Below are 18,019 nucleotides of genomic sequence, written 5' to 3'. Positions count from 1 at the left end.
GGTGGTTTCGTGGACGTGCGGTCGTCAGTTCATGGACAGGTGTACGTGGTTGGTGTGGTCACTCGACGGGTCACCACCCCCGTTGTAGGCCCGCCAACCACTGCTCGGCAGCCAGATCTGTTTGAACCAGATCACGTACAGCACCCCGAGCCGGTCGGCGTTGCGGACGAAGTACGCCGCCAGGTTGTTGCCGTACGTCCGGTCGCCCCCGGTGGCGACGCCGCCGAATCCGTTCTTCTGGGCGGCGAAGTCGCACGCCCGGCCCTTCGGATGCTCGCCGCTGCCACCACTGCGGTAGCAGGAGACGTACCGGGTGAAGCCGGCCGCTTTGGCCTGGTTGAGCGCGTGCAGGGTGCGTGGTGTGATGCACCCGTCGGCCGGCGTCGGGTCGTCGACGCTGCACGACTCCGGCGGCCAGGAGCCGTCGGAGTTGCGGGGCGCCGGCCGCGCCGAGGCGGAGTTGCCACCGCTGACCCCCGAACCGGGCCCGCCGCTGTTCGCCGCGGCGAGCGCCCGCTCGGCCTGCTTCTTGCGGGTCTCCATCACCTCGACCTGTTTGCGCTGCTCGCGCACCTCCCGGTCGAGTTCGGCCTTGGCCTCGACCTCGGCGTCGAGGGTCGCCCGCAGGTCGCGCAGGGCGCGGTTCTCGTTGGCGGCCACCTTGTCCAGTGCGGCGGCCCGGTCCAGCAGGCTGGCCGGGGAACCGCTGCTGAGCAGGGCGGACACCTGGCCGAGTCGGCCTGTCCGGTACGCCATGCCGGCCATCTCGGCGACCTGCTGGCTGCGGGCCGTCACCTCGGTCCGCAGTCTGCCGAGCTGCTCGTTCAGCTCCTTCTGCCGCTTGACCGAGCGGTCCAGTTTGGCCTTGGCGTCGACGTACCCCTTGCTTGCCTTCTCGAGCTGGTCGCGGAGGTCGTCGCTGCCCCCCTCGTCGATGTCACCGGGTGCGTAACCGAGTGGGGCGGGGGCCGCGGTGGCGGGGGAGCCGCCGAGCGTCACGACGAGTGCGCCCAGGGCGACCAGCGCGGTCATGACGACGGCCAGTCGGGCGGCCGATCGGCGGCCGGATCCCGGAACCGCCCGGTTGGCCGGGCGGGTGGTGCTGCTGGCGGATGCCAGGAACGGCATGACAGTGTCCTTCCGTCAGTCGCCGACCGGGTTAGCTGACGGGTTCGGGACGGAAGATCCCTACCGCTGGCGCGGATGCACCCCTGGTACCTGGTTCCCCGGCTCGCGCATGGCGATTAGGCGGCGGTCTCCACGGTCCGGTGGGTACTCCTCCGGCGGAGGCCGGGGCTGAGCCTACCGGCAGTTGCTGTCGGGTGACACATGCCGTTGCCGAAGTGGTCGCCCCGATTGTGCGGTTTCTGGGTGAACTAATCGGACATACTCGGCCGATTGTCGGACCAGATTTAAGGTCCCGCTAACTACTCCCGGTAGGCGTGTCGCGCGCCATGGCGTGGTACCCGGAGGGCCGCACCACCGGGCGCCGGGCCAGCAGCGTTCACCAGTCGGTGGGCCCGCAGGCGCCGGGCGCGGTGCGGGGCTCCACCTGCAGCGTGGCGTGTGAGATGTGAAAGTCCTCGTCCAGCGCCGCGTGGGCGGCGGCGAGCACGCTGGCGACCTCCGCCCCCGCGTCCAGGGTCAGGTGGGCGGAGGCGACCTCCATCCCCGAGGTGAGCGTCCACACGTGCAGATCGTGGACGTCGCAGACCCCGGGCACGGCCGCCAGCCGGGCCCGCACCGCCGCGACGTCGAGGTGTTCGGGAGCGGCCTGGACCAGGATGCGGACCGCCGTACGGCCGAGTCGCCAGGTGCGGGGCAGGATGAAGAGCCCGACCGCCAGCGCCACGATCGGGTCGGCCCACCGCCAGCCGGTGGTGATGATCAGCACTGCGGCGACGATCACGCCCGCCGAGTTGAGCAGGTCGGCAAGCACCTCCAGGTACGCGCCCCGCAGGTTGATGCTCTCCCGCGCCCCGGCCCGCAACAGGCCGAACGCGGCGAGGTTGGCCAGCAGGCCGAGTACCGCCACCGCCAGCATCGGACCGGCCGCGACCTCGGGCGGGTCGCCGAACCGGCGTACCGCCTCGACCAGGACGTAGAGCGCGACGCCGGCGAGCAGGACCGCGTTGGCGAGCGCGGCCAGCACCTCCAGGCGGTAGAGCCCGAAGGTCCGTTGCGGGTCGGCCGCCGCCCGGCCGGCCGCGGTGATCGCGGCCAGTGCCATCCCGATCCCGAGTACGTCGGTGAACATGTGTCCGGCGTCGGAGAGCAGCGCGAGCGACCCGGTCAGCAGCGCGGTCGCCGCCTCGATCGCCATCAGCACGGCGAGCAGTGCGAAGGCGGCCCACAGCCGCCCCCGGTGCCGCTGCGCCGCGCGGGTCAGCGCACCGCCGTGGTCATGTCCTGCTCCCACGTCCACACCTTCCCCGCTGTGCCCGGCATGATCTGACATATGCTGACATTGCGATATGTCTGGCTGGCCGGCCAGGCCGTGGACGCCGGCTCGACCGGTGCCCGGCGGCGGCGAGGCCGGCGGGTGTCAGAAGGGGACCACCCTCACCGCCGGGTGGCGTGCCGGGCGGACGGCAGGCTGGCCAGGATCGCCGCCGCGCCGGCGAGGGCGACGCAGAGGGCGAGCTGACCGACCGGGACGACCGGCCGGCCGTGCCCGTACGCGTTGATCAGCCCGAGCGCCGCCGCCCAGCCGAGGGCGACCCCGAGGACGAGCCCGGCCAGCGCGCCGACCGCGGTGATCAGCGACGCCTCGACCAGCAGCAGGGCGGTCAGCTGCCGGCGGGCCAGGCCGAGCGCCCGGAGCAGGGCCGACTCGTGTCGACGCTCGAAGACCGACAGCGCGAGGGTGTTGCCGATGCCGAGCACCGCGATCAACACCGACATGCCGAGCAGGGCGGCGAAGATCCCGAGCAGTTCGTCGAGGGTGGTGGCGAGCGCGTCGGCCTGCTCGGCGAGCGCCCGGACCCGGACCGCCGGATGATCGTGCAGCAGCGTGTCCAGGGTCTGCCGGCCGGTCGCCGTCGACACCCCGGGGGCGAGGTCGACGAGCAGCCGGTCCGGTGCCGCCACCCCGAGGCCGGCGGTGTACGTCGCCCAGTCGAGCAGGGCGGCGCCGTCGGTCGGGGCGTCGTCGTAGAGCGCGACCACGGTCAGCGGGTCCGCCGGTCCCAGGCCCAGCCCGATCCGGTCACCCAGGCCGAGACGCCGCTCGGTCGCCAGTTGGCGGCTGAGCGCCACCGTACCGGGGCCGAGCCGGTCCAGGTCGCCGGCGGTCACCTCCGGCCGGATCGGTCCCACCAACTGCCCCGGCGGCACCGCCCAGACCCGGATCCGGGCGTCCAGCGGCGCCGGCGCCTGCCGTAGCTCGGCCACCGTGGCGAACGCCGGATCGGCCCGGAGCCGCTGCGCCAGCCCGGCCGGCAACGGGCCGCGTACCGCCGTCGGGTCGCCGTCCAACCGGACCGTGTCCAGCACGAACTCCACCGGGAAGTTCTCGGTCAGCTCCCGGCCGGCCTGCTGCCGCGCGGTGGCCAGCAGGACGCCGAACATCGCCATCAGCGCCACGCCGATCATCAGCGCGCTGCTGGTCGCCGCCGTCCGGCGAGGGTTACGGCGGGCGTTGGCGACGGCCAGCCGTGCCACCGGGCCGAAGAGCCGGGCCGGCAGCCAGCCGACCAGCCGGACCGCCCGGGTGACCAGCAGCGGCGCCGCCAGCACCGTGCCGAGCAGGGCGACCATGCCGCCGCCGAGGACCAGCGGCAGGCCGGGGAAGCCCAGCGGCAGCCCGGCCAGCACCGTCAGCACCCCGCCCGCGCCGACGATCGCGGAGACCACGACCCGGGTACGCCGACGTCGGGCCGACCCGGCACCGGCCTCGACGGCGTCGGAGTCCCGCAACGCGGCCAGTGGGGTCACCCGACCGGCTTCCACCGCCGGTACGAGCGCGGCCAGCACCGACACCAGCACACCGAAGCCGAGCGCGACCGCGACCGTGGGCCAGCGGACCACCGGCGCGTGCAGCGGGATGTCCGAGGCGACCAGTTCCCGCCCCCGGATCAGTCCGTAGCCGACCAGCAGGCTCGCCAGCAGCCCGCCGACCGAGGCGAGCAGGCCGAGGGCGGTCGCCTCCAGGAGTACGGCGCCGGTCACCTGCCGGCGGGACGCGCCGACACAGCGCAGCAGGCTCGACTCCCGGACCCGCTGCGCGGCCAGCATCGCGAAGGTGTTGTAGATGACAAACGCCGACACGGTGAGCGAGACCAGCCCGAACCCGAGGAGGACGGCGAGGAAGCCGTCGACGTACTTGGCCGCCTGCCGGGCCAGCCGGTCGCGGAAGGCGGCCCCGGACAGCACCTGGTGGCCGGGGCCGACCACGGCGGTGACCCGGTCCCGCAGGGTCGCCGGATCGACACCGTCGGCGGCCCGGACCACCACCTGCGCGTAGTCGACGGTGCCGGTGAGGGTGGCGAGGTCGGCGTCGGTCAGCGCGGCGACCGGGGAGCCGCCGAAGAGCCGGTTCACCCCCAGGTCGAGGACGCCGACCAGACGTAGCCGGTGCGGGGTGCCGGCCCGGTCCAGCACGGCGACCGGGCCGTCGACCTCGAAGTCGGCCCCCGCCACGGTGGACCGGTCCAGGGCGACCTCACCCGGGGTACGGGGCAGCCGGCCGGCCGCCACGTCGTACGGGGCCAGGGCCGGGGCGGTCGGCACCGAGAGGGCGTACCCGATGTGTTCCCGACTGGTCAGCAGCCGGCCGTTGCGGTCGAGTACGCCGAGCCAGGCGACCACCCGCCCGTCCGCCTCGGCCACCCCGTCGACGGCCCGGACCCGGTCCAGGGTCGCCGGGGCGACGAGTCCGGTGGCCGGCTCGACCAGCACGTCCACGTTCCGGGCCGACCGCGCCAGGTCGGTGTAGAACGCCGACCGGGCGGTGTCGCCGTACACCAGGCTGCCGGCCAGGAACCCGACCGCCACGACCACCGCGAACCCGGTCAGCGTGAGCCGTACCGCGTGCGTCCGCAGCCCGGCCAGGGCCAGCAGCGGCAGTGGACGTCTCACCGCCACCCCGTCTGACCGGGGCGGCGGCGGAGCAACCGGGCCGGACCCACCCTCGGCGGTGGCTCGGCGCGCGACGGCGTCCGCACCATCCCTGCCGTGGGGACGGGGTACGACGGTGTCGGGCCGACGCCCGGCGGCGGGCAGACGGGACGCATCCGGCCAGTGTGGCGGGGGCCGGGTGGCCGGGGGAGCGCCCTGTCGAGATGCGGACAGCCGGACACCTGGCATCATCGAACCCGATCTCAGTGGAGGATTGTCGATGCCTGGCGGGTCTCGGTCGCCTCGGCCGGTTCCGGTGGTCGGTGACCGTCGTCGGGCAGTGGAGGGAGCCGAAGACATGCGTCGCCGCCGCCGTACCCCCGTCCTGTTCGCCGTCACCCTGACCCTGACCACGGCGCTGGTCGCCACCGCAGCTCCGGCGGCCACGGCCGCGCCCGCCGACCGGGCCGGCGCCACCCCGACCCGGTGGGGACCACTCGCGCCGCGCACCCTCGACCTGCCGGCCGGTTTCCAGCCCGAGGGGATCGCGATCGGTGCCGTGCCGTTCGCCTACCTCGGCTCCCGGGCCACCGGGGCGATCTACCGGGCCAACCTGCTCACCGGTCGCGGCGAGGTGATCAACCCCGGCCCGGGTACCCCCTCGCTGGGTATGAAGGTGGACAACCGGGGACGGCTCTTCGTCGCCGGTGGCAGTGGTGGGGACGGTCGGGTGATCGACACCCGTACCGGACGCGTGTTGGCCAGCTACCGCTTCACCGACCAGGCCAGCTTCGTCAACGACGTGGTGCTGACCGGCGGGTCGGCCTGGTTCACCGACTCCACCAACCCGGTGCTGTACCGGGTGCCGTTGGGCCGGGGCGGAGAACTGCCCGCCGCCGACCAGGTAAGCCGGGTACCGCTCGGCGGGGACATCGTCTACGGGACCGGGATCAACGCCAACGGCATCGCCCCGACCCCGGACGGAAAGGCGCTGCTCGTCGTCCAGTCCGGCACCGGGCTGCTGTTCCGGGTCGACCCGGTGACCGGGGTGGGTCGTACCGTCGACCTCGGCGGTGAACTGCTCACCAACGGCGACGGACTGTTGCTCGACGGCCGGACGCTCCACGTGGTGCAGAATCGGCTGAACACCCTCACCGTGCTGCGGCTGGACCGGAGCGGACGGAGCGGGCGGGTGGTCGAGCGGGTGACCGACCCCGGGTTCGACGTACCGACCACGGTGGCCGCGTACGGCAACCGGCTCTACCTGCCGAACGCCCGGTTCACCACCACCCCGACCCCGGAGACGCCGTACGCCGTGGTGGCGGTCCCGCGTCCCTGAACCGGTAACGGTACGGGTACGCCGGTCGACCGCCGGCGTGCCCGTACCGGGTCGGTGCCCGGGCCGCCGGCCCCGTGGGGAGCGGTGCGGCACGCTGCGGCGTTACGCGACTCGCCGTCGTATCTGGAAGACATTCATCACTGCGACAAACGTGGATGGGTATCTTGAAACCATGATCACTGTCACTTAGCGTCGGCGAGTGATCACCATTCGGCGGGGATGCTGAGCATGCGGGTCGAGGTCCGGTTGCTCGGCGCGGTACAGCTGTACGGTGACGGTCGGCCCGCGGCCCTGGGCGCGGCGAAGCGGCAGGTCATGCTCGTGGCGCTGGCGCTGGAGGCCAACCGCTCCGTCTCGCTCGGCCGGCTCTCCGAGATGGTCTGGGCGGGTCCGCCACCCCGCTCGGCGATCGCCAATCTGCGCAGCCATGCCGCAGCGCTGCGGCAGATCCTCGGCGACCGCCTCGTCGCGGAGCGCGGCGGGTACCGGCTACGGCTGGCGCCGGGAGAGCTGGACGTCGACGAGTTCCGGCGGTTGGCCGAAGCGGGCCGCGACGCGCTCGCGGCGGACGACCCGCAGCTGGCCGTGTCCTGCCTCACCTCGGCGCTGCAGTTGTGGCGGGGCCGGGCCGGTGACGGGTTGCCCGGTGGTACCGCCGTCGAGGCCCGGCTGGCCAGCCTCGACGAGCAGCGTCTGCCCGTGGTCGAGGATCTGGTGGAGGCGCGGCTGCGGCAGGGTGAACACCTCGAGGTCGTTCCGGTACTACGGCAACACCTGCACCACGATCCGTTGCGGGAACGCGCCTGGGGCCAGTTGATGCTCGCTCTCTATCGGAGCGGGGACGCGGCGGCGGCGCTGGGCGCGTACCAGGAGGTTCGGCGGGTCCTGGACGAGCAGCTCGGGGTGGCGCCCGGTCCGGAGCTGTCGGCGCTGCACCGGGCGGTGCTCGACCGGGCGCCGAGCCTGAACCTGACCCGGGACCGGATCGTGACCACGTTCGGTGGGCCGGAGCTTCGCCTGGCAGTCGAGGCGCCGCGGGAGCTGCCTCCGGACGGGGTGGAACTGGTCGGCCGGGACGCCGAGGTCGCCGAACTGCTCACGGCCGTACGGGGGGCGGGGCGGGTGCCCACCACCGTGGCGCTGTCCGGTCCTGGCGGCAGCGGAAGGTCCGCGTTGGTGGTCCGGGTGGCGCGGCTCACGGCGGCCGAGTTTCCCGACGGCCAGGTCTTCATCGACCTACGGCGGCACCAGGCCGCTGCTGCGGCCATTACGCCCGTCGAGGTGGTGGCGAGAGCGCTCCGGGCGCTCGACGTGCCGGCTGCGGAGCCGTTCGACGGGCTCGACGAGTTGACCGGCCGGTACCGATCCGTGCTGGCCCGGCGTCGGGTGCTGCTGGTCGTCGACGATGCCGAGCATGCCGCCCAGGTGCGTCCGCTGGTGCCGGCCGAACCGGGCTGCGCGGTGATCGTCACCTGCCGGGGTCGGCTGCACACCCTGGACGGCGTACGACATGTGTCGGTGCGGCCGCTGGCCCCGCCCGAGGGGTACGCGCTGCTCGCCAGCCTTGTCGGGGCGGCCCGGCTGGACGCCGAACCCGAGGCCACCGCCGAACTGGTCCGGCGCTGTGCCGGGCTGCCACTGGCGTTGCGGGTGGCCGGGGCGCAGCTCGCCGGCCGACCCGAGTGGGCAGTCGCACTGCTGACCGAGCAGCTCGCCGACGAACGGCACCGGCTCGACGTGCTGATGTACGGGGATCTGTCGGTCCGGGACAGTGTCGCTGCTGGCTACCACGCGGTACGGGCGGCCGACGAGCTGACCGGGCAGGTGTTCCGGCTGCTCGGCGAGCTGCCATCCCCGGTGCTGCCGGCGCAGGTCGCGGCGCGGCTCGACGTACCGGCGTTCCGGGCCTGGCGGGCACTGGAGGGTCTGGTCGACGCGCAGTTGGCCCGGGGCGAGGCGCGGGGCGGGTACCGGTTGCTGCCGTTCGTCGCGGAGTACGCCGTGGAGCTGGCGGCGCGATCCGGCCCGGTGACGCAACCTGCGGTGGTACCCCGTCCCCGGTCCGGTCGGGACCCCTCGATCCGGTCCGCCGCCGTCCGCACCCTGCAGGCCGGCTGAGCCTTCGCGCGCCCCCCGGTACGGCCGGGGAACCGGGCCGCCTTGCCCGGCCGTGTCGTGCCCGGCCCTGTCCTACCTGGTCACGCCCGGGAGCGACGAGCGCCGGCGGGCGCGATCGGGTCGATACGTCCCGGCGAGTATGTCGGCGATAGCGGCGAAGGTATCTCCGGCTTCTACCGTCGGCCCGACGTGTCTGCGTCGGTGCGGAGGGTGAGGGCTGATGGGAAAGCTGCGCGGGGTGCTGGCCACCGTCCTGGTGCTGGCCCTGGTGGTCACGCTCGGCGGGGTGGAGTCCGTGCCGTCGGGGCAGGCAGCGCGGACCGGGGCCGCCGGTACCGGCGGTGATGACAGCGGCTGGCTTTCGCGGCTGGGTGATGTGGCGCGGAGTCTGGTCGGCGCCGGGCCGCGCCGGGAGCGCCCAGAGCCGGTGAGCCCGGGCCTGGCGGTGGATCAGGCGGCGCCGGCCGGCCGCGAGGTGAAGCCGGCGAAGCGGGTTCGCGAGTTGACCGATCGGCGGTCGGCGACGACGCGGTTCTTCGAGATGTCCGACGGGCAGATCCAGGCGGAGGTGTCGACGGCGGCCCGGTTCTACCAGGGCGGGTCGGGCCGCTTTCTGCCGATCGACACGAACCTCCGTCCGGCCGACGACGGCGGGTACGCGAACACCAGCAACACCTTCGCCAGCCGGTTCGGTGGGCGCAGCGACGACCTGGTCCGGTTCGAGTTGGGTGGTGAGCGGATCCGGCTCGGCCTGGCCGGTGCCGGACGTAAGGTCACGCCCACGGTGGACGGTGACACGGTCACCTACCGCGATCTGGTCGACGGGGTCGACGTCTCCTACCAGGTGCTGGGAGAGGCGCTGAAGGAGTCGATCATTCTGAACCGCCCCTCGGCGGCCACCTCGATGACGTTCCGGTTGGACCCGGGGCGGTTGTCGGTGTCACAGCGCGACGACCAGGCGATCGAGTTCCGGGACCCGGACAGCGGTCAGGTGCTGCTGGTGATGCCGGCGCCGTTCATGTTCGACTCCCGAGATGACGCGGAATCGCCGTACGGGAAGGCGTGGAGCGACCGGGTCACCCAGCGGCTGGACACCTCGGGGACGGCGCCGACGCTGACGGTCTCGGCCGACCCGGCATGGTTGGCCGACCCGGCCCGGGTCTTCCCGGTGACGGTCGACCCGACGATCAAGATTCAGCCGACCCCGTCGGAGTCGGCGGACGCGATGATCACCTCGGACGATCCGACCGGCAACTACGACGGCAACTGGCGGCTGTCGGTGGGGACCACGACGTCGTCCCGGGCCCGCAGCCTGGTCAGGTTCGACCTGACCGGTATCCCGCAGAACACCACCATCGCCTCCGCGTCGCTGGAGATGTACTTCGACCAAGAGCACACCACCAACGCGTACGACGTGCCGATGGAGGCGCGGCAGGTGACGGCGCCGTGGACCGAGTCGACGGTGAACTGGAACTCGGTCAACACGAGTATGGGGACCGGGGCGGCGACGGTGGTCACGGTCGATGACCAGGACACCACGAAGACGGCGATCGGCGGGGACTGGCCGGCGTCGGGTAACACCGACTACACCCGGTATGCCGTCAACGGCACGTACAAATACAACAAGAACACGGTCTCCGGTGAGACGTTCACCTGGATCCCGACCTTGCCGGAAGCCGGAACGTACACGGTGGACGCGCACTACGTAACGGCGACGGACCGGTCGACCGCGGCGCCGTACCAGGTCGTGCACAGCGCCGGCACCACCCCGAAGAGCGTCAACCAGCAGGTGCCGGGGGTCGCGCACTGGGCAACCCTGGGCACGTTCGGATTCACCGCCGGCACCACCGGCCGGGTGATCCTGGGCGACGCCGGAGTCTCCAACTCGGTCGCGGTGATCGCCGACGCGGTGCGGTTCACCAAGGCCGGCGCGGTGAAGAAGGCCGACGAGTCGAGCGTCTGGCACCGGTTCCCGGTGACCAACGTGGTGCAGTCCTGGTTGACCGGCACCGCCAACCACGGGTTCATGCTCAAGGCGGCGGACGAGGCGACCCTGGGCCGGGGCGGCCCGCGGTACGAGGCGGCGGAGTACGCCTACAACGGCGAGAACGAGAACAGCCCCAAGCTGATCGTTAACTACGGCCGGCCCGGGGTGACCCTGGAGTCGCCGACGACGATCCATTCCACCGGGGCGGAGCTGAGCTGGTCGGACTACGCCGGTAGCGACATCGTCGAGTACCAGGTGCACCGCTCGGTGTTCCAGACCTACACGCCGTCGGCGGCGACCCTGGTGGCGCCGGTCCCGGACGGGACGACGACGTTCACCGACACCACCGCGACGCCGACCCCGGTCGACTCGGAGGACCCGTTCGGGCAGGTCTACTACTACATGGTCGCGGTGAAGACCCGGGACGGCACGCTGATCCCGGCGCCGACCCAGATCGTCCGGCTGCCCCGGGCGGGTCGGACCGTACAGGTGCTCCAGGGCGAGGCCCCGGACACCACGCTGACCTCGGCCCAGCCGTCGACCGGGCACGACGTACTGGCCGGCAACCCGTGGCTGATGGTGGGGAACAACTCCGGCACCTACGGCACGGCCCGCAGCGTCGTCCGGTTCCCCGGAGTGTCCTCGATCCCGGACAACGCCCAGGTGCTGGAGGCCGAGTTCGACCTGTGGTCGGTGACCACGCCGAACCCGGCGAACGCGACGTACCAGGTGCACGCGCTCAACCAGGCGTTCGACGAGGCGAGCGCCTCCTGGGACAACGCCGCCACCGGCGTCCCATGGACCAAGGGCGGGAACTACGACCCGGCGGTGCCGGACACGGTCACCGGCAACACCGACGACCCGGCGTGGCGGATCTGGTACGTCAAGGACGTCGTGCAGCGCTGGGTCTCCGGTACCACGACCAACCACGGCTTCCTGGTAAGGCTGGCGAACGAGACCAGCCCGGCGGAGCGGACGCTGTTCCTGTCCAGCGAGGCGGCGGAGCCGCAGTTGCGGCCGAAGCTGGTGGTCACCTACATCACGCCGACCGCGGCGCAGACGTACCACGCCCCGGAGACGCCACGGGAGCTGGCGCCGGCCAGCACCTACACGGTGCCGGTGACGGTGTCGAACCCGACCACCGGGACCTGGTCGGCGGCGCAGTGGGAGTTGTCGTACCGGTGGGCCCGGGCCGACGGCATTCCGCTGGACGACCCGGCCAACCAGGCGGTGACCCCGCTCGGCAAGGACGTCGGTGCCGGGGAGGCGGTAACGGTGTCGGCGCAGGTGAAGACGCCGCCGCCGAGCACCGAGGGGAACAAACGCACCGACTACGTCCTGAAGTGGGAGCTGCACAAGAAGGGCACCACCGAGTGGCTCTCGGACACGGTGCCGATCGATTCGCTGGACCAGATCGTGGCGGTGGCGGAGCCGACCTCGAACCAGCTCGGGCTGGAGAAGTTCTACTCGTACGTCGGGAAGAACACCGGCGCCGGCGGCACCCTGATGAACAACCTGTACGCCGGCAACACAGTGTGGTCGTACGACGCGTTCAGCAACCCGTCCCGGGGCCTGTCGACCTTCGTCCGGCTGGCGTACAACTCGCTGGACACCACCGACACGGTCGCCGGGTATGGCTGGTCGTTGCAGGCGTCCTCGCTGATGCGGCTGGGCACGCCGCTGGAATTCCACCCGAACCCGAACCCGACCAAGGTCACCCTGACCGACGGCGACGGGACGAGTCACTGGTTCACCTGGGACCCGACCGCCGGGCAGTGGGTGAGCCCGAAGGGCGTGCACCTGTACCTGCAACGGCTGGTGACCTGCGGCAACAAGACGGAGGAGTCGCGGGCCTGGCAGCTGACCCGGCCGGACCGGACGAAGTTCTTCTACGACTGCGACGGCTACCTGTCGGCGGTGGTCGACAACAACCTCAACGAGCTGCTGTTCACGTACGAGGAGCGGAAGTCGAACAACAAGCCGACCAAGTTCCTCAAGTACCTGACCGACCCGACCGGCCGGCGCACGCTGACCATCGACTACTACGCCAAGGGTGACGACTACTTCCACATCGACGACACCAACTGGACGAAAGAGTCGGCGTCGAACCTGACCAACCCGCACATCATCGACCACGTCTCGCAGATCACCGACATCTCGGGCCGCAAACTCACGTTCACGTACACGGACAAGGGCCTGCTGGGTGAGCTGATCGACGGCGCCGGCTCGACCAACGGCGACCCGAAGGTGTTCAAGTTCGTCTACGACATGACCCAGGGCAACAAGAACGTCAAGCTGGTCAAGGTCACCGATCCCCGGGACAACGCCACCAAGCTGGCGTACTACTCGCCGCCGCAGGACGACCCGAAGTTCCACTGGCGGACGAAGACGTACACCGACCGGCTCGACCACCCGACCGACTTCGCCTACACCGATCCGGACGGGCCGCAGGAAGACACCGTCCAGACGGTGGTGACCGACGCGGAGAACCGCGCGACGACGTACCTGATGGACGCCTACGGCCGGGCACACCAGACCACCAACGCAAAAGACCAGACGATGACCCTGACCTGGGACGACGATCACAACGTCACCCAGTTGCGCGAGGACAACGGTGCGGTCTCGAGCTGGAGCTTCGATCCGAAGACCGGTTATCCGACCGAGATCAAGGACGCCGAGGCGGTCGCCAACGGCACCTCAGGGATGGTGCTGACCTACCAGCGTCAGCTCAACGGATACGTCGCCGACCTGATCGAAAAAACCAGCCCCGAGGGCCGAAAGTGGACCTTCGGCTACGAGACCGACGGTGACCTGTCCTGGGTTGTCGACCCGATGGGCAACACCACCGCAGACCCCACCGACTACCGGACGTCCTACGGTTACGACGACTGGGGGCAGCTGCTCACCGTCGCGGACGCCAACGGCAACATCACGGCCAACAGCCGCTTCGACCCGAACGGCTATCCGCAGACCATCACCGACGCGGAGACCCGGGCCACCGAGTTCGTCTACGACGAGCGCGGCAACGTGCTCAAGGTCACCGACGCGCTGGACCACGACACCACCCAGACGTACGACACCTTCGGTCGTCCGCTCGAGCGGAAGGTGGCCAAGAACCAGGACGCCGACGAGTGGATCACGACACCCGCTCCGTTGTACGACGAGAACGACAACGTCTACGAGTCGTACGCCCCGAACGGTGCCGTGCTGAAGGCGTCGTACGACGAGGCCGACCAGCTCGAGCACTCGCTGGCCCCGGTCAACGTCGCGGGTGATCCGGAGCGGAAGACCTCCTACACCTACGACAAGGCCGGGCACCTGCTGACCGTGACCGAGCCGAAGGGCAACCTCACCCCTGACGAGGGCGACTACACCACCACGAACGGCTACGACGAGATCTACCAGCTCACCAGCGTCACCAACGCCAAGGGCGAGACGATCACGTACGAGTACGACAACGTGGGCAACGTCCGGAAGGTGGTCGACCGGCGGAAGAACGCCACGGCTGACCCGCTCGACTACACCACGCTGCGCGAGTACGACAAGGCGCACCGGCTCATCAAGACCACGGACGCCGCTGGCAAGTCGACCCGCCAGACCTACGACCGGGACGGCCTCGTCACCACCACCACCGACCAGCTCGGCAACATCACCGAGGCAGAGCTCGACCCCCGGGGCAAGCCGAGTCGGGTGAAGGTCCCGCACAAGAACGAGGCGGGCACCATCACCTACCGCATCACGGAGTACCGGTACGACGAGGTCGGCAACCAGACCAAGGTGATCAGCCCGCGGGGTGTGGACACCACGGACGACCCGGACGACTTCACCACGGTCAAGGTCTACGACAAGCTGAACCGGGTCAAGGAAAGCCGTACCGCGTACGACGAGCAGGACTCGCGCTACAAGACGGCGGACGTCACCACCTACGAGTACGACGAGGTGGGCCGGCTCAAGGTCCTGTCGGCGCCGCCGTCGGCAGGGGAGTCCACCCGCAACAACACCACCTACACGTACTTCGACAACGGCTGGACGAAGACCAGCAGCGACCCCTGGGGCATCGTCACCTCGTACGACTACAACGAACTCGGCGCCCAGACCAGCCGGACCCTGACGCCGGCCGGTGAGGACCCTTCGAACTCGTCGGCGAACCGCACGATGACCTGGACTTACTACCCGGACGGCAAGCTGAGGTCCCGGGCGGACGACGGCGTGCCGGTCGGCAAGCAGGTGGTGCTGGTCGACAATTCCGATTTCCACAACACCACCGCCGTCGGCACCTGGACCGCGGCCACCACGGCCGGCAACAAGTACGGCACGAACTACGTCACCCGGCCGGCGGGGACCGGCGCGAACACCTTCACCTGGCAGTTGAACGTGCCGCAGCCGGGCACGTACGAGGTCTTCGCCCGCTATCCGACGGTGCCGGGTGCGGCCACGAACGCGAAGTACACGGTCAGCCACGGCGGTGGTGACGCGGCGCGGACGGTCAACCAGACCGTCAACGCTGGCGCCTGGGTCAGCCTCGGCTCGTACAGCTTCGCCGAAGGTAACAGCCACAAGGTGTCGCTGTCCGACCAGGCTGGCGGGACGGTCGTCGCCGACGCGGTCAAGCTGGTCCGGAACAACGCCGGCGAGGCGGACGACGAAAAGCAGGACTACCGCTACGAGTACGACCCGAACGGCAACCTGACCACGATCAGCGACGCCAGCCCCGGCTCCCGGGTGGACGAGTACGCGGTCACCTACAACGGACTCAACCAGGTCGAAAAGGTCGAGGAGTTCCTGGACGGGACCGTAAAGAACACCACGTCGTTCGAGTACAACGAGAACGGCGCGCCGTTGACGGTCGAGCACGACAAGCAGTACGCCGCGTACGGATACGACCCGCGGGATCTGGTGTCGACGGTCACCAACGGGAAGTTCGACGGCGACCCGGACGCGAAGGTGACCAGGTACACGTACACCGACCGCGGCGAGAAGCTGAGGGAGACCAAGGGCAACGGCAACACCGTCGATTACTCGTACTACCTCGACGGTAAGCTCAAATATCAGGTCGAGAAGAAGCCGAACGGGGTGGTCGTCTCCGAGCACTCCATGTACTACGACCTGAACGGCAACCGCACCAGGGACGTCAACAAGAAAATGCGCGCGGACAATGCGTCCGCCTACATCTTCAACACCACCGAGCACACGTACGACCCACGTGACCGGCTGGTGTCGGTGACCAAGGCCGGTGACACGCCGGGCACCGAGAGCTACGTCCACGACGCCAACAACAACGTCATCAGCCAGACCGTCAGCGGCACCACGACGGCGTACAACTACGACCGGAACCGTCTCCTCACGGCGGAGACCGGCGGGGTGAAGTCGTCGTACAACTACGACCCGTTCGGTCGGTTGGACACGGTCACGTCCGCCGGCACCGTGATCGAACGCAACGTCTACGACGGCTTCGACCACACGGTCGAGAAGCGGACGAAGAATTCCACAGGTACGTCGGTCACGAAATACACCTTCGACCCGCTGGACCGGACGACCACCAAGACCACGGACGCCGGCGGTGCCGAGGAGAAGACCACCACGTTCAACTACCTCGGGCTCTCCACCGAGGTGCTGGACGAGGAGGTCGCCGGCAAGCTCGCGAAGTCGTACCAGCACTCCCCGTGGGGAGAACGGCTGTCCCAGGTCACGCACAAGGACGACGGGACCGAGGAGGATGCCTACTACGGGTACAACCCGCACACCGACGTCGAGCAGTTGACCGACGAGACCGGTGACACCAAGGCCACGTACGGCTACACGGCGTACGGCAAGAACAACGAGGCCGAGTTCACCGGTATCGACAAGCCGGACGCGGCGGACCCGACGAAGGAGCCGTACAACGCCTACCGCTTCAACGGGAAGCGCTGGGACCAGGCGTCCGGCGACTACGACATGGGCTTCCGTGACTACAGTCCGGACCTGAACCGGTTCCTGTCTCGCGACAGTTACAACGGCGCGTTGTCCGACCTGAACCTCGGCTTCGACCCCTGGAACGCCAACCGGTACGCCTTCGGCGGTGGCAACCCGATCAGCAGCGTCGAGATCGATGGCCACCTCGGAATCATCGACGACATCGTCGACGCCGTTAAGGGGGTCGGCAAGAGCATCACGAAGTCGCGGGGCAACCCGGCCCTGACCTTCATCCGGATTTTCGCCGACATCTTCCTGGATGCCAAACCTGCGGGGAGCACCCAGAGCGAAAGCCCGGTCGGCGACAAGCCCAACTACGAACTGGGCCTGCTCACCACTCCCGAACGGCAGGTCGAGTGGAATCCGGGCGATGTGGCCGTCCCCAGAACGCGGCACGACTGTGACGAGGGCGGGCAGAACTGGACCTACTATCTGCCACTCGACGCCCACGGTAGGGCGAGGGGAGCCATGGCGTGCCTCAGCCACACCGGATTCAACTACGTCGACCAGAATGGGAACCTACAGAAGCCGGGCATTCCTGACACTATGATCATCGGCTCGCCCGCGCCCTGGCCTTCAGACAAGCCGGGCTTCGCGGACACCTTCCCGAAGGGCAGCAGGAAGGGCCTCGACCGAGGCCATCTGCTCGGTCGCCAGCTCGGTGGCAGCGGGTACGACCTTCGCAATCTGGTGCCAATGTATCCCGACGCCAACCGAAGGGTCATGCAAGGATACGAGAGCCAGATCGCGGCTGCTACCGAGAACAACACAGTGTTCTACATGTCGATACCCAACTACACGGGTAGCAACCCGATCCCCGATAGCATCACGATGAAGGCTTGGACAGCCAGCGGCCAGGTGATCGTCGACACCGTCGTCCTAAATGTGCCGTGACTTTCGAAGGCAGAGGAACAAGATGAGTTGGGTGGACCGGATCATCGAGGTGACCGGCTGGCGCCACGATCCCGAGGGTTCCGGATGGGAGCAGGTGGAGACGGAACTCGGCGTCGCGCTGCCTGCCGACTTCAAGGAGTTGACCCGGCGGTTCGTGCCGGGGTCGTTCTCGGGGTATCTGAGCCTGATGCGGCTGACGGACGAGCACGACGAACGCCCACTGCTTCGTACCTGGGCCAGGGACAGGCAGCGGGAAGGCGAGAATGCGATTTTCGCTGAAATGTTCGCCCCCTATGGGGTCTATGCGCCTGACAAGGGGTCGGGACTGATTCAGTGGGGTTCCGACGTAACCGAGGGGGAGTATTTCTGGCTCGCTGGCAGTTCCGTGGATTCGGACCGGTGGCCGGTGGTCGCCCGGAAGGAGGGCGGCGAGCCGTGGCACCGGTTCGACATGTCGACGACCGAGTTCGTCTACCGGATGCTCGCGGACCCGGAGTTCAAACCCTTCACGGTCGCGGATCCCCCGCGACGGGCCTTCTACCTGCCGTACTGGGCGCCGTGGCCGCCGAGTCCTGAGGAGTGGGAGGCTTACACCAGCCCGAACCGCGAGAGCTGACGTACGTACCGCCAACGGCCGGCCCCCTTCGGGCCGGCCGTTGGCGTCGGATCGT

At 69.9% G+C, this 18,019-nt stretch carries 7 protein-coding genes and 1 riboswitch; of the genes, 4 read left to right on the top strand and 3 right to left on the bottom strand.

What is annotated here, in order from left to right:
• Positions 1-24 precede the first annotated feature (24 nt).
• From ABGB21_RS11495 to ABGB21_RS11485, 3 genes are all read right to left on the bottom strand, one after another.
• Positions 25-1,032, bottom strand: coding sequence for a hypothetical protein (locus ABGB21_RS11495; RefSeq protein ID WP_347657628.1), 1,008 nt, complete (start codon positions 1,030-1,032; stop codon positions 25-27).
• Between the two features lie 100 nt (positions 1,033-1,132).
• A riboswitch (cyclic di-AMP (ydaO/yuaA leader) is annotated at positions 1,133-1,261 on the bottom strand.
• Between the two features lie 243 nt (positions 1,262-1,504).
• Positions 1,505-2,419: a cation diffusion facilitator family transporter gene (locus tag ABGB21_RS11490; protein WP_347677662.1), complete on the bottom strand. Its 915-nt coding sequence runs from the start codon at positions 2,417-2,419 to the stop codon at positions 1,505-1,507.
• Between the two features lie 143 nt (positions 2,420-2,562).
• On the bottom strand, positions 2,563-5,079 hold the full coding sequence (locus ABGB21_RS11485) for an FtsX-like permease family protein (RefSeq protein ID WP_347657622.1): 2,517 nt from the start codon (positions 5,077-5,079) through the stop codon (positions 2,563-2,565).
• Positions 5,080-5,416: 337 nt separating this feature from the next.
• On the opposite strand from ABGB21_RS11485, the gene ABGB21_RS11480 reads away from it, so the two are divergent.
• From ABGB21_RS11480 to ABGB21_RS11465, 4 genes are all read left to right on the top strand, one after another.
• Complete coding sequence (locus ABGB21_RS11480) at positions 5,417-6,397, top strand: superoxide dismutase (RefSeq protein ID WP_347657623.1); 981 nt, start codon at positions 5,417-5,419, stop codon at positions 6,395-6,397.
• Between the two features lie 219 nt (positions 6,398-6,616).
• Positions 6,617-8,515 carry a BTAD domain-containing putative transcriptional regulator gene (locus ABGB21_RS11475; protein ID WP_347657624.1) on the top strand — a complete coding sequence of 633 codons (1,899 nt, stop codon included), beginning with the start codon at positions 6,617-6,619 and terminating at the stop codon, positions 8,513-8,515.
• 220 nt (positions 8,516-8,735) lie between these two features.
• Complete coding sequence (locus ABGB21_RS11470) at positions 8,736-17,348, top strand: DNRLRE domain-containing protein (RefSeq protein ID WP_347677660.1); 8,613 nt, start codon at positions 8,736-8,738, stop codon at positions 17,346-17,348.
• A gap of 31 nt (positions 17,349-17,379) precedes the next feature.
• Positions 17,380-17,964 carry a hypothetical protein gene (locus ABGB21_RS11465; protein ID WP_347677658.1) on the top strand — a complete coding sequence of 195 codons (585 nt, stop codon included), beginning with the start codon at positions 17,380-17,382 and terminating at the stop codon, positions 17,962-17,964.
• The last annotated feature ends 55 nt before the right edge of the window (positions 17,965-18,019 follow it).

It is taken from the genome of Plantactinospora sp. B24E8 (genome assembly GCF_039871735.1).
In the GTDB taxonomy this organism is placed as follows: Bacteria; Actinomycetota; Actinomycetes; order Mycobacteriales; family Micromonosporaceae; genus Plantactinospora.
The sequence above is the reverse complement of the archived record's forward strand: the minus strand, read 5'-3'. Positions and strand labels throughout refer to the sequence as shown.

Bases quoted from the DNA above. Each gene is read 5' to 3' on its own strand.
- ABGB21_RS11495 (WP_347657628.1), bottom strand. From the start codon at position 1,032: ATGACCGCGCTGGTCGCCCTGGGCGCACTCGTCGTGACGCTCGGCGGC.
- ABGB21_RS11480 (WP_347657623.1), top strand. From the start codon at position 5,417: ATGCGTCGCCGCCGCCGTACCCCCGTCCTGTTCGCCGTCACCCTGACC.
- ABGB21_RS11475 (WP_347657624.1), top strand. From the start codon at position 6,617: ATGCTGAGCATGCGGGTCGAGGTCCGGTTGCTCGGCGCGGTACAGCTG.
- ABGB21_RS11470 (WP_347677660.1), top strand. From the start codon at position 8,736: ATGGGAAAGCTGCGCGGGGTGCTGGCCACCGTCCTGGTGCTGGCCCTG.